The 13,088-nt window shown below is 62.1% G+C and carries 11 protein-coding genes and 1 pseudogene; 10 read left to right on the forward strand and 2 right to left on the reverse strand.

The genetic code is table 11. The features are described from left to right. The first annotated feature begins 9 nt into the window (after positions 1–9). From ACFX4T_RS02120 to ACFX4T_RS02165, 10 genes and pseudogenes are all read left to right on the forward strand, one after another. Positions 10–1,752 carry a nitrite/sulfite reductase gene (locus tag ACFX4T_RS02120; RefSeq protein ID WP_377650643.1) on the forward strand — a complete coding sequence of 581 codons (1,743 nt, stop codon included), beginning with the start codon at positions 10–12 and terminating at the stop codon, positions 1,750–1,752. Continuing rightward, positions 1,749–2,462 carry a phosphoadenylyl-sulfate reductase gene (locus ACFX4T_RS02125; RefSeq protein ID WP_216927396.1) on the forward strand — a complete coding sequence of 238 codons (714 nt, stop codon included), beginning with the start codon at positions 1,749–1,751 and terminating at the stop codon, positions 2,460–2,462. Before ACFX4T_RS02120 ends, ACFX4T_RS02125 begins: the two co-directional genes overlap by 4 nt. Next, positions 2,459–3,418, forward strand: a complete 960-nt coding sequence (cysD, locus tag ACFX4T_RS02130; protein ID WP_223946651.1) for a sulfate adenylyltransferase subunit CysD — start codon at positions 2,459–2,461, stop codon at positions 3,416–3,418. Before ACFX4T_RS02125 ends, cysD begins: the two co-directional genes overlap by 4 nt. Beyond that, positions 3,419–4,831 (forward strand): sulfate adenylyltransferase subunit 1, encoded by a 1,413-nt coding sequence (locus tag ACFX4T_RS02135; RefSeq protein ID WP_377650644.1) that lies wholly within the window; start codon positions 3,419–3,421, stop codon positions 4,829–4,831. A gap of 112 nt (positions 4,832–4,943) precedes the next feature. Beyond that, the gene (gene mmuM, locus ACFX4T_RS02140) at positions 4,944–5,897 is read left to right on the forward strand and encodes a homocysteine S-methyltransferase (protein WP_377650645.1); all 954 of its coding nucleotides are present in this window, start codon (positions 4,944–4,946) and stop codon (positions 5,895–5,897) included. Positions 5,898–6,122: 225 nt separating this feature from the next. Then, positions 6,123–7,271 carry an ABC transporter substrate-binding protein gene (locus ACFX4T_RS02145; RefSeq protein ID WP_377650646.1) on the forward strand — a complete coding sequence of 383 codons (1,149 nt, stop codon included), beginning with the start codon at positions 6,123–6,125 and terminating at the stop codon, positions 7,269–7,271. Positions 7,272–7,372: 101 nt separating this feature from the next. Further along, positions 7,373–8,104 carry an ABC transporter ATP-binding protein gene (locus tag ACFX4T_RS02150; protein ID WP_216927376.1) on the forward strand — a complete coding sequence of 244 codons (732 nt, stop codon included), beginning with the start codon at positions 7,373–7,375 and terminating at the stop codon, positions 8,102–8,104. Next, complete coding sequence (locus ACFX4T_RS02155; RefSeq protein ID WP_216927374.1) at positions 8,094–9,038, forward strand: ABC transporter permease; 945 nt, start codon at positions 8,094–8,096, stop codon at positions 9,036–9,038. Before ACFX4T_RS02150 ends, ACFX4T_RS02155 begins: the two co-directional genes overlap by 11 nt. A gap of 103 nt (positions 9,039–9,141) precedes the next feature. Continuing rightward, on the forward strand, positions 9,142–9,699 hold the full coding sequence (locus ACFX4T_RS02160) for a dihydrofolate reductase family protein (RefSeq protein WP_223946646.1): 558 nt from the start codon (positions 9,142–9,144) through the stop codon (positions 9,697–9,699). Between the two features lie 47 nt (positions 9,700–9,746). Further along, positions 9,747–10,010, forward strand: a pseudogene (locus ACFX4T_RS02165) (LLM class flavin-dependent oxidoreductase); the annotation flags it as partial. A gap of 56 nt (positions 10,011–10,066) precedes the next feature. On the opposite strand, the gene ACFX4T_RS02170 reads toward ACFX4T_RS02165, so the two are convergent. Then, positions 10,067–11,188: a hypothetical protein gene (locus tag ACFX4T_RS02170; protein WP_377650647.1), complete on the reverse strand. Its 1,122-nt coding sequence runs from the start codon at positions 11,186–11,188 to the stop codon at positions 10,067–10,069. A 234-nt stretch (positions 11,189–11,422) separates the two neighbouring features. Then, complete coding sequence (locus ACFX4T_RS02175; RefSeq protein WP_377650648.1) at positions 11,423–12,892, reverse strand: serine/threonine-protein kinase; 1,470 nt, start codon at positions 12,890–12,892, stop codon at positions 11,423–11,425. Positions 12,893–13,088: the final 196 nt, after the last annotated feature.

Here is a 13,088-nt window from a genome sequence, read left to right on the forward strand (position 1 = left end):
AGTCGACGTATGACAGATACAGCTGTAGCCGGTGCGCCCGCGGACTCCGCAGTCCCCTCGCGCCCAGCACGCACCCGCCCTGCCGCCAAGCCTCACGGCCAGTGGAAAGTTGATGGCACTGAGCCACTCAACGCCAATGAAACCTGGAAGCAGGAAGACAACGGGCTGAACGTCCGTGAGCGGATTGAGTCTGTCTACTCCAAAGAGGGCTTCGACTCGATCGACGGCACCGACCTTCACGGCCGTTTCCGCTGGTGGGGCCTGTACACCCAGCGCAAGCCCGGGATCGACGGCGGCAAGACCGCGACCCTTGAGCCGCACGAGCTCGAAGACAAGTACTTCATGCTTCGCGTCCGCATTGACGGCGGTGCGCTGACCACCGAGCAGCTGCGCGTTATCGGCCAGATCTCCGTGGACTTCGCCCGCGGATCGGCCGACCTCACGGACCGCCAGAACATCCAGTTGCACTGGATCCGCGTGGAGGACGTGCCGGAAATCTGGCGCCGCCTTGAATCCATCGGCCTGTCCACCACCGAGGCCTGCGGTGATGTTCCCCGCGTCATCCTGGGTTCGCCGGTTGCCGGCATCGCCAAGGACGAGATCATCGATCCCACGCCGCTCATCCACGAGCTCGCCGAGCGTTTCATCGGCGACCCCGAGCTGGCCAACCTGCCTCGCAAGTACAAGACTGCGATCACTGGGCACCCGTCCCAGGACGTGGTCCACGAGATCAACGACTTTGCCCTGGTGGGTGTTGTCCACCCCGAACTCGGTGCCGGTTACGACCTCTGGGTTGGCGGCGGCTTGTCCACCAACCCCCGCCTGGCCGAGCGGTTGGGTGTGTTTGTTTCGGCCGACGTCGCCGCTGAAGTATGGCTCGGCGTCACTAGCATCTTCCGCGACTACGGTTACCGCCGCATGCGTACCAAGGCCCGCCTGAAGTTCCTGATGAACGACTGGGGTCCGGCCAAGTTCCGCCAGATCCTGGAAGACGAATACCTTGGCTTCAAGCTTCCGGACGGCCCCGCCGCTCCCAAGCCGACGGCTCCTGGAGACCACATCGGCGTCCACGAGCAGAAGGACGGCAAGTTCTTCATCGGCGTGACCCCCACCGTGGGACGTACGTCCGGTGAGTCCTTGGTGAAGCTCGCCGACACGCTGGAACAGCACGGCAGTTACCGGCTGCGCACTACTCCCCACCAGAAGCTCGTCATCCTGGACGTAGCCAAGGAACAGGTGGAGCCGCTCATCGCAGAACTGGACACGCTGGGCCTTTCCGCCCGTCCGTCCGTGTTCCGCCGCGGCACCATCGCCTGCACGGGCATCGAGTTCTGCAAGCTGGCCATCGTAGAAACCAAGGTCACGGCGGCAACCGCCATTGCTGAACTGGAACGCCGCCTGGCCGACCTCGTGGAGACCAAGCAGCTCCCGCAGGCACTTTCCCTCCACATCAACGGCTGCCCCAACTCCTGCGCCCGCATCCAGACCGCGGACATTGGCCTCAAGGGCATGATGCTGCCAACGCCCGACGGCGACCCCACCCCGGGTTTCCAAGTCCACCTCGGTGGCGGACTGGCTAACAACGAGCGTGAGGAAGCCGGCCTGGGACGTACTGTCCGCGGCCTCAAGGTCACGGTCGAAGACCTGCCTGATTACGTGGAGCGTGTGGTCCGCAAGTTCGTCGCTGTTGGCGCCGAGGGCCAGACCTTCGCTGAGTGGGCACACTCCGCAGATGAAGGAGACCTCCAGTGACGACAGCCCTCAAGCGGTCCAACGAAGAACTCAAGGCACTGGCCGAAGCCGGAGCTGCAGAGCTTGGCTGGAACGCGCCCGCCCGCGATGTCATCGCCTGGGTAGCACGGAACTTTGAGCTCCCCGCAGTAACCGTGGCTTGCTCCATGGCCGACGCCGTTCTTCCGGCCTTGGTCGCGGACCAGCTTCCCGGCGTCGACGTGTTGTTCCTGGAGACCGGCTACCACTTCAAGGAAACGTACGAGACCCGCGACGAAGTAGCGGCGAACCTGCGTGTCAACGTGGTGGACGTGCTCCCGGAGAACACCGTTGAACAGCAGGACCGCCTGCTGGGCAAGGACCTGTTCGCCCGCGACCCCGCCCAGTGCTGCGCGCTGCGCAAGGTAGAGCCGCTGCGCCGCTCGCTTGCCGGCTACGAAGTGTGGTTCACCGGTGTTCGCCGCGACGAAGGACCCACCCGCACCAACACGCCGGTGATCACTTGGGACGAGGGCTTTGGCCTGGTCAAAGTTAACCCGATGGTCGACTGGACCTTCGACCAGCTGGTCGAGTACTCCGAGGACAACATCCTTCCCGTCAACCCCCTCCTGAGCCAGGGCTACCCGTCAATCGGCTGCCAGCCCTGCACCCGCAAAGTGGCCCCGGGTGAAGACCCCCGCGCAGGCCGCTGGGCAGGATCCGACAAGACAGAATGCGGACTACACACATGAGCACGTACACAACAGAGGAGTCCACAGTGGAAGTTGCAGCGGCAGTCGACGCCCCTTCAGCTCAACGCCTGAGCAGCCTGGACACCCTCGAGTCCGAAGCGATCCATATCATCCGTGAAGTGGTTGCCGAGTTCGAGAAGCCCGCACTGCTGTTCTCCGGCGGCAAGGACTCCGTGGTCATGCTGCACCTGGCCACCAAGGCTTTCTGGCCAGGCAAGGTTCCTTTCCCGGTCCTGCATGTGGACACGGGCCACAACTTCCCGGAGGTCCTGGAGTTCCGCGACCGCACTGTTGAGCGCCTCGGCCTGAAGCTGGTTGTTGGTTCGGTCCAGGAGTTCATTGACCGCGGCGAGCTGGCCGAACGTGCCGATGGCACCCGCAACCCGTTGCAGACCGTTCCGCTGCTTGATGCCATCCAGCGCAACAAGTTCGACGCCGTGTTCGGCGGCGGCCGTCGTGATGAGGACAAGGCCCGCGCCAAGGAGCGCATCCTGAGCCTCCGTGACGAGTTCGGCCAGTGGGACCCGCGCAACCAGCGCCCTGAGCTGTGGAACCTGTACAACGGCCGCCACACGGTGGGCCAGCACGTCCGCGCGTTCCCCATCAGCAACTGGACCGAGCTGGACATCTGGCGCTACATCGAGCGCGAGAACATCGAGCTGCCCGGCCTCTACTACGCCCACGAGCGCGAGGTCTTCGCCCGTGACGGCATGTGGCGCGCTGTGGGCGAGGTTTCCCAGCCGCTCCCGCACGAGGACGTCATCACCAAGACTGTCCGCTACCGCACGGTGGGCGACATGTCCTGCACCGGTGCCGTCGAGTCCGACGCCTACACCGTGGCCGACGTCGTAGTTGAAGTCGCTGCCTCCACCCTGACCGAACGTGGCGCCACCCGCGCAGATGACCGCATCTCCGAGGCAGCCATGGAAGACCGCAAGAAGGACGGCTACTTCTAAATGAGCACCGAAACCGCATTCCTGCAGGCCGGACTGGAGTCCGCGCCGCTTCCGTCCACGCTTTTCCGCTTCGCCACTGCCGGATCCGTGGACGACGGCAAGTCCACTTTGGTGGGCCGCCTCCTTCACGATTCGAAGGCGATTCTTGCTGACACGCTCGACGCCGTTGCCCGCACTTCTGCCGACCGCGGCTTTGGTGGGGACAAGGGTGGGATTGACCTCGCCCTCCTGACCGATGGCCTGCGTGCCGAGCGCGAGCAAGGCATCACGATCGACGTCGCGTACCGCTACTTCGCCACGGATCGCCGGAGCTTCATCCTGGCGGACTGCCCCGGCCACGTTCAGTACACCAAGAACACGGTGACCGGTGCGTCCACTGCGGATGCCGTCGTCGTACTTATTGACGCCCGCAAGGGTGTTCTTGAGCAGACCCGCCGGCACCTGTCCGTGCTGCAGTTGCTGCGCGTTGCCCACGTCATTGTGGCGGTGAACAAGATCGACCTCGTTGACTTCAGCGAGCAGGTGTTCCGCGACATCGAAACTGATGTGCAGAAGGTTGCCCGCGAGCTGGGTCTTGGGTCCGATGGCGTGGCTGACCTGCTGGTTGTTCCCGTATCGGCACTGGATGGCGACAACGTGGTGGAGCGCTCCGAGCGCACTCCTTGGTACACCGGTCCTGCCCTGCTTGAGGTCCTGGAAACCCTCCCGGCAGCCGATGAGCTTGAGGCAGAACTGGAGAGCTTCCGCTTCCCAGTGCAGCTGGTGATCCGTCCGCAGGGTGCCCTGGCGCCTGATGCTGTGGCTGGTGGCTTGGACGTCGAGGCCTACCGTGATTACCGTGCCTACGCTGGCCAGATCACCGAGGGCTCCGTCAAGGTTGGCGACGAAGTCACTGTGCTGAGCCCTGGCCACGAGCCGCGCATTACCCGGATTACTGGCATCGACTTCGCCGGCAAGGAACTTCAGGAAGCGGCTGCTCCGCAGTCGGTTGCCGTTCGTTTGGCTGACGAGATCGACATTGCCCGTGGCGACACCATCGCTGCCGCAGGCACGGTCCGCGAAAGCACGGCTGACCTGTACGCGTCGCTGTGCTGGCTCTCGCCCAAGCCTCTGCGTGAAGGCCAGAAGGTTCTGGTGAAGCACGGTACGCGCACGGTCCAGGCCCTGGTTCGCAACGTCACCGGCAAGCTGGACCTGGCCACGTTCAACGTGGAGCCCGCCTCAAGCCTTGAGCTCAACGACATCGGACATGCCCAGCTTCGCCTGGCGGCTCCGTTGCCGCTGGAGAACTACCTGCACCACCGCCGTACGGGCGCCTTCCTGGTGATCGACCCGGTCGACGGCAACACCCTTGCCGCCGGTCTGGTCAAGGACCACCCTGGCGATCACGAAGACGAGCGCTACGTCATCTAAGGTCGAAGAGTCAGATAGACCGCAGCTTGTTCGAAATTCCCGGCCTTGTACGGCGGGGATTTCGAACAAGCTGCGGTTTTTTCATTGAGCGATTTAGCAGGAAGATCACTACATGCCCCAGAACACAGCACTCAGCACCCTGTTGGACTCCGGCGAAGACCTCGTCCTTGACGGGGCCCTCGCCACGGAATTGGAGGCCCACGGCTGCGATCTTGAGGACGCATTGTGGTCGGCCAAGGTCCTGCTGGAGCAGCCACACCTGGTCAAGCAGGTCCACCGGGATTATTTCGACGCCGGTGCCTCCGTGGCCATTACGGCCAGCTATCAGGCCACTCCCCAAGGGTTCGCGAGGCGCGGGCTTTCGATGGAGGAGTCGCTGGAGTTGGTGGCGCGGAGCGTGCGGCTGGCCGACGAGGCACGACGCGAACATGCCGAGGCGAACCCTTCCAGCGGCCCTCTTCTCGTGGCCGGGTCCGTGGGACCGTACGGTGCCTACCTTGCTGATGGCTCGGAATACCGGGGGGACTACACGCTGAGCACCGCGGAGTTCATGGATTTCCACCGTCCACGTATTGCCGCCCTTGTGGAAGCCGGGGCTGATTTCCTGGCGTGCGAGACACTGCCGTCGTTCGCCGAAGCGGAGGCCCTGCTGGCGCTCGTGGCGGAGTTCGACGTCGAATCCTGGTTTACGTTCACCCTGCGGGACGCGGAACACATCAGCGATGGAACGCCCCTGGCTGAAGTGGCTGCGCTGCTCCGCGCGGAGCCGCGGGTGGCCGCCGTCGGGGTTAACTGCGTGCCGTTGGAACTGGTGACGCCCGCTCTTGGGACGCTGAGCGGGTTCGCGGACAAACCGTTGGTCGCCTACCCGAACTCGGGGGAGACCTACGACGCCGTCACGAAGACGTGGGGTCCTTCCGAGGGCGGCCTGGGCACAACCACTCTTGCCGGGAATGCCCCCGATTGGCGCGAGCGGGGAGCCCGGCTGATCGGTGGCTGCTGCCGCACGACGCCGCAGGACATCCTGAAGCTCGCCGCCACCATGACGCCACGTGACCCTTCGTGAACGCAAGTGCCGCACAACCCCGCGCAACATTGAAGGCCTGACGCCGAATATGACGTCACGTGACCCTGCGTGAACGTTGGTTTCTGTGGGATTGAAGCCGAAATATGACAGTCCCTACTGTGAAGGCATGACCTTTCCGGAATGGTCCTTCCTTGCCCCGAGCGGGCGATGTCACGGGGCCTGATCTTCGCCCCTTCGCATCCCACATCTCATTAGGACCTCCCCATGGCAAACACCCCCGAGTCACAGAAGCCCGATTCCGGCACCATCCGCATCGTCGCCGGTGAGACCAACAAGCCCAAGCGCCGCCGCGCCCTTGAGATCGGCGTGGCCGTCGGCCTTGTCCTGCTGATCGGTGCAGGCGCTGCGGTTGCCTCTGCCGTCTCCCGCAGCAACGAGGCCGCTCCGGCTCCCACGACGTCGCCCGCTGCTGAGCTCAAGCTTGGCTACTTCAGCAACGTGACGCACGCCCCGGCCCTGGTAGGCATCAGCAAGGGCATCATCGCCAAGGACCTCGGCGATACCAAGCTCAGCACCCAGATCTTCAACGCAGGCCCTGCCGCGATCGAGGCTTTGAACGCCGGCGCTATCGACGCCACGTACATCGGTCCGAACCCGGCCATCAACTCCTTCGTCAAGAGCAACGGCGAGTCCGTCAGCATCATCGCTGGCGCAGCAGCAGGCGGAGCGCAATTGGTGGTCAAGCCCGGCATCAACTCCGCGGCCGACCTCAAGGGCAAGGTCCTCGCCTCGCCGCAGCTTGGCGGCACCCAGGACGTTGCTCTCCGCTCTTGGTTGGGTCACCAGGGCTACAAGACCAACCCGGACGGCAGCGGCGACGTCACGATCAACCCGACCGAAAACGCACAGACACTGAAGCTCTTCCAGGACGGAAAGCTCGACGGCGCGTGGTTGCCTGAGCCGTGGGCCTCCCGTTTGGTCCTGGAAGCAGGCGCGAAAGTCCTGGTTGACGAGAAGGACCTGTGGGACAAGGGCGAATTCACCACCACCATCCTGATCGTGAACAAGAAGTTCGCCGCTGAGCATCCGGAAACTGTGAAGGCACTGCTCAAGGGCCATGTTGAATCCGTGAATTGGCTAAACTCCGCAACTCCAGAGGAGAAGGCGAGCACTATCAATGCTGTCCTCAAGGACACGGCCGGAAAGCCGCTCCCCGCCAACGTGATCGACCGAGCGCTGAAGAACATCACCTTCACCACGGACCCGCTCGCCGGAACATACAAAAAGCTCCTGCAGGACGGCGTAGATGCTGGCACCACCAAGGCTGCCGATATCAACGGCATCTTCGACCTCCGGGCCTTGAACGAAGTAGAGGGTAAGAAGACCTCCGCTGCAGGTCTCGGCCAGGACTAAGCACCAAACGGCTGGTCTGCTTCCCCTCCGAAACACGGGTGGGGGAGCGGGCCAGCCTTCAGCCACATCAGCTCCACCACATCAACACGAAGGACGGGACCATGCCAGTCGTACTCGAGAACCTGGGCAAGCGCTTCGGCGACGGCGCCCCGGTGCTGGACGACGTCAATGCCACCATCGCGAAGGGCGAGTTCGTTGCCCTCCTCGGTGCGTCCGGCTGCGGCAAGTCCACACTGCTGAACATCATGGCGGGACTTGAGCATCCGACGTCGGGCGCTCTTGAGGTGCCCAGCGACGGCGCGGCTTTCATGTTCCAGGACTCGGCACTGTTCCCATGGTTGACGGCGCGAGGCAACATCGAGCTCGCACTTCAGCTGGCTGACAAGTCCAGCACCAAGGCCAGCCGCCGCGCACGGGCAACGGAACTGCTGGAGCTGGTCCACCTCGGCGGTGCTGGCGACAAGCGTCCGCACGAACTATCCGGTGGCATGCGGCAGCGTGTTGCTTTGGCACGGTCGCTGGCGCAGGACCGGCAGCTGCTGTTGATGGACGAGCCTTTCGCGGCACTTGATGCGATTACCCGCGACCTCCTTCACGACGAACTCGAGCGGATCTGGAAGGAAACCGGCCGCACCATCGTGTTTGTGACGCACAACGTTCGTGAGGCTGTCCGCTTGGGCCAGCGGGTGCTGCTGTTGTCCTCGCGTCCGGGTCGTGTCGTAGCGGAATGGGATGTCACCGAGGAACACCGAACCGATGCTGGTCGCGCTGGGGAGCTGACCGGAGTCATTACCCGCCGGCTACGCGAGGAGATCCGCCGCCATGCCAAGTAACCCCACCACCACCCAAGAGCGGACCCTTCCCGTGAGCGAATCCAGCGAGCACATTACGTCGCCGTCCCTGAAGGGCAACCCCTCCGAACTCCGCGACCTCGAAGCGGGCCTGGACAACCTCCAGTCCGACGCCGCACGCAAAGCAGGCATCGATTGGAAGCGCGTGCTGCTACCGATCGCAGCGTTGGTTGTACTCGTCCTCGTCTGGCAGTTCTACGTTTCCCTTGGCCTCAAGCGCCGTGACCAGGTACCCGGGCCCCTTGATGTGCTGAACCAACTCGTGACGCTCTGGGGCGAAGGCAAGGTCCAGGAATCGGTATGGACGTCCCTGCAGCGTGGCTTGGTCGGCTTCCTGATTTCGGTTGTGGTTGCTACGCCTGTGGGCTTGTTGTTGGCGCAGGTTGCTCCTCTCCGCCGTGCGTTTGGGCCACTGATTTCCGGGCTCCAGGTGTTGCCGTCCGTGGCTTGGGTTCCTGCAGCGATCATCTGGTTCGGCCTGACCGACGGCACCGTGTACTTCGTAGTCCTCATGGGTGCCATTCCCTCGATCATCAATGGCCTGATCTCCGGTGTTGACCAGATCCCACCGCAGTACCGCAGCGTGGGCACCGTCCTGGGTGCGAACCGGCTGCAAATGGCCCTGCAGATCGTCCTTCCTGCAGCACTTCCCGGATACATCGGCGGGCTGAAGCAGGGGTGGGCTTTCTCCTGGCGCTCGTTGATGGCCGCGGAAATCATCGCCGTGGGTGGCACTATTGGCTTCGGCCTGGGCTCCCTGCTTGACCAAGGACGTGCGTTGTCAGACATGGCCGTGGTCATGTCTGCGATCCTGTTGATCCTGGCCGTGGGCATCCTGATCGAGCTCCTCGTCTTCGGCCCGATTGAGAAGCGCCTCCTCCAGCGTCGTGGTTTGCTGGCGGGGAGCAGCCGCTAGGGATTAGTCCTTAAAGCAACGCGGGGTCAGATACGGCCGATGTTGAAGCCAAACATGGGCCGTAACTGACCCCGCGTTGCTTTTGGGGGCCTAGAATCGGCGCATGGGCCTTCTAACGTTCAGCATCAACTTCACCTTGGACGGTTGTGTGGACCACCGGGAGGGCATCGCGGACGACGAAACGCACGCCCACTTCACCCGTCTCTTGGACGAGAGCGGCGCGATGCTCTGGGGGCGCACCACCTACGAGATGATGGAGAGCGCTTGGCCAGCGGTGGCCCGCGGCGACGTCGATGCCCCGCCGGCGATGCGCGAGTGGGCGCTCAAGTTGGAGACCAAGCCGAAGTACGTCGTCTCGGCGACGCGGAGCGAGTTCCCGTGGACAAACAGCCACCACGTCGTCGGTGACCTGCGCACGGCGGTGCAGGAGCTCAAAGATCGGACTCCCCGCGGAGTGCTTCTCGGCAGCGGCAAACTCGCCACAGCGCTGGACCGGCTGGACCTGATCGACGAGTACAAATTCCTCGTCCACCCCATGATCGCGGGGCACGGCCCAACCCTGTACCAAGGCGGACTGCCCAGTACCCGGCGACTTGAGCTGATCTCGGCGCAGCCGCTCAGCAACGGCGCGGTCGCCATGCACTACCGACGCGCTGGATAAGTTTCTTCGCGAGGAATTCCTGGGCCGCCTCAAGAGTTGTCCCGGACATGCACAACAAACGGATCGGCTTCCTTTCCTTCGGCCATTGGGCACGCGTCCCTGGCTCGCTGGTGCCGTCGGCCGGCGAAGCAATCAAGCAGGGCATCGAACTGGCCGTGGCCGCAGAGGAACTGGGGATCGATGGAGCGTTCTTCCGTGTGCACCACTTTGCCCGGCAGCAAGCGTCCCCGTTCCCGCTGCTCGCCGCGATCGCGGCAAGGACCAGCAGGATCGAGATGGGCACCGGCGTGATCGACATGCGCTACGAGAATTCCTAGCGTAGCTTTGAGCTATTCGGTATTTGCTTGCTAGCAGCCCAGCTCCATACCTAGTCTCCGCCGACTGCACGGGAATCGATCTCGTCGAGGAGTCTGACGGTTGCTAGGTTCGTCCAAAAGATCCAGTCGAGGAACTCTTCTCCGTATTCTGACTTCTGGGCCTTGTCGCGGTGACGGAACGTGAACTTGTTCGCAATGTGGAACAGATCGTTTGCATCCTTCGAGGAGATCTTCTTTTCAATCACTTCTTTTCTGGGCTCCAGTTCGCCGAACAGAAGAGTGATTGCCGCTCGTTTGTCAGTGAGTGTTGCGCTCCGATGCCGGTACATTCTCACAGCGTGGGCTACTTCGTCGCGCGGGACTGCAGCCCGGCGGGATATCTGCTCAGCCGCGAGGTCGTCAAGGGGCGAGTTGAAATGCCGAATGAGCCGCCCACGTTCTTCGTCGGATGAGCCAAGGCGCAGCGGGAGGTTGTGAGCCTCAAGCAGGCCGTTTACGCGCCAGCGGTAGACGATCTGTCCGGAGGCGGGGTTGAAGTCCTCATAATGTAGGCCGCAGTCTGCGTGCTCGTGATACCACGTCGTGCGCGGCCGAGCTGCCTGATCGTGAAGGTATTCGATCAGAGAGTAAAGGGCCGCGTCAGGTAGCTGTTCGATTTCATCAGGACTCAGGGGCCAGGGGATCTCGATTTTCGTTGCTCGCCTGAGCGCTAGGCGAAAACTTTCCGAGTAGTCGTTGTATTCGTCAACGCAGAATGCGGGAAGAACCTTCGGGAAATAGCCTGTTTGCTGGAAGGTCTCGACCAGATCCAGGAACGCCCTAGGAAATGTAAAGTCCAGCTGCGGGACGTCCACCGAGCCGTCGTTAGAGTTGCGCTCGGCCCAATAGACGGGTTCTTTGTATGGACGCAACCGCGCTTCATCGCGCAGAAGAGCTTTCAGCCAGGTACGGGCATCGTCTTCATGCATGTCAAACGACGATCCCCAGCTGGATGTAGTCACTGCAAACCTTCGAGCAAACGACTCAGCAACGCTAGCGTCGTGGAACGCCTCTGCAAGGAGGTGCTCAACCATCTTGACCCACTTATCGGAACCGCTGACGTTCAAAATTTGCCGGGCTTCCCACTCAAAGAGCGATCGCGGCCAGCTAAGTTCGTAGACGGGGTCAATCATAATTAGAAGAATAGTCCTGATGTTTAGGATCACAGCGATCTGCCTCAGAGTGCCAGAAACGCAGAGGGAGGCGACATCAGTGGTGCGTTCGAGAGCTTCGCCTTAATCACGGCCAGAAGCCAAAAGGTCCTCTTGCTGCTTGGAGAATTAGCAGGCAGAAACGAAAAGTCGGCACGGTATGAGTCGCTCGCATTTTAGCAACTCAGACCGGCCGACTCGGGAAATCAGTGCGGATTACTTGCTTCGCCAACTATTTTCAGGACGACGTTCGGGGAGCATGTGTGGAGACCCAAGCCGTCCCTGAGAGGCCATTGCAAACCACGCAGCCCAACGGTCGGAGAACTCGGACAAGTCGTAGTGATCGACTTTCATGAACGGCCAGGCATGTTGATGCTCGTTTTGACCGAAGATAGCGTTTGCTCCATCGCTCGTGGGCGGCAAGTCGTAGGGGTGAACGGCGGGTTGGCTGTCTCGCATGAAGATGGTCTGGATGAATGCCGTCTCAAACCAACCGTAGTCATCCGCTGCTTGTATATCGCCGAACCACAGCGAGTGGGCCCTACCTCTGTAACCTCGGACCGGCGATAGGCATTCGAGCGTCAAATTAGAGGCGGCGACTACCTCGAACGATGGGACGTAGTAGCCCTTCTCCCAAGAACCCAACGTGCGGCTGGGTGGGGCTAAGCGAAGGCGTGCATTGTTGAGGGTAATTTGCCAGCTGCCGTCCTTTCCTTCAGCGACTTTGCTGCCTGGGGCATTCTCTGTCAGAACCTCCAAGAACTCTGCCGAGAGCCGCTTGAACGCATGAATGCCTGCGTCAGCGAGGGCGGACTGTCGTTCCTGTTCTGTTTTGGCGGCAGAGCGCTGGCGGGCCAGTTCGGCCTGCTTTTGTGCCTCGGCTTGGTTGGCCTCCTGCAGGAGTGCGAGTCCAGCAGAAGTTTGCTCCTTGAACGACAGGTCAAGGCGCTTACGAAACTCGGAAGGGGAGGGACGTGATGCCGGGGCCTTCGCGAGACACTCCTCGATAAGCCAAGCTAGTTTTTTAGGCGCGGTGGACGCCGGGATGGCGTCGTGGAGATGGGCTTCACGGAGTGCGGCGGCGTCTCCGATGAACGGCCGGGCTCCAGTAACAAGCTCGTAGGCCATAACGCCTAGAGCGTACATGTCCGTAGCGGGGGTCGCGTGCTCCAGCCTCCACTGTTCGGGAGCAGCGTAGGCTGGCGTCCACGAATATTTGTGTGTCCCGGCAGCTGCCGTTGCGGCTTCAGCGTAGCGTGCAATGCCAAAGTCGGCGAGGCACCAAGAACCATTTATCAACAGGATGTTTTCCGGTTTCAGATCCCGGTGAATAACCCCACGTGCCTTAATGTCGGCGAGCCCGTCAGTCACGTCCTCCAAGACTTTCTTAGCCGCGGACAGGTCCATTGGCCCCTTGTTTATCTCGTCGCGGAGTGAGTGTTCCGCCTTCGGCATGGCAATAATCCAGTTATCTGCGTCCTCTCCCGAATCTACGACAGGAACGACATTCTTGGCACCGTCGAGCCTCGTCTCGAAGAGCATCTCGCGTTCAGCACCAGCGGTCTTAGGGATGAACTTTAGAGCACCGACCTCGTTGTTTGGTCCAATAGCTTCGAGAACGTATCCAAACGTCCCACGGCCAAGCTCTGCCCCGGCTTCCCATTCGCCCTTGAGCAGTACCTTCATGTGATCCCCCTTATTATTTGCGCGCTGTGCAGTGTCGACCAAGTCTATTAGCGGACTGGTAACCACGAAGTGTCGGCACGGCGTCATACGACGAAAGCACACGTGGGGAGGGGTTTCAGGTTCAGGTCTATCCTGACGGGTCCTACTGCACGCGGAACGTGGGCGGCGTGGTTATCTAGGTTGGACGTTGACATCG

It is taken from the genome of Paenarthrobacter sp. YIM B13468 (assembly GCF_042788025.1).
In the GTDB taxonomy this organism is placed as follows: Bacteria; Actinomycetota; Actinomycetes; order Actinomycetales; family Micrococcaceae; genus Arthrobacter; species Arthrobacter aromaticivorans.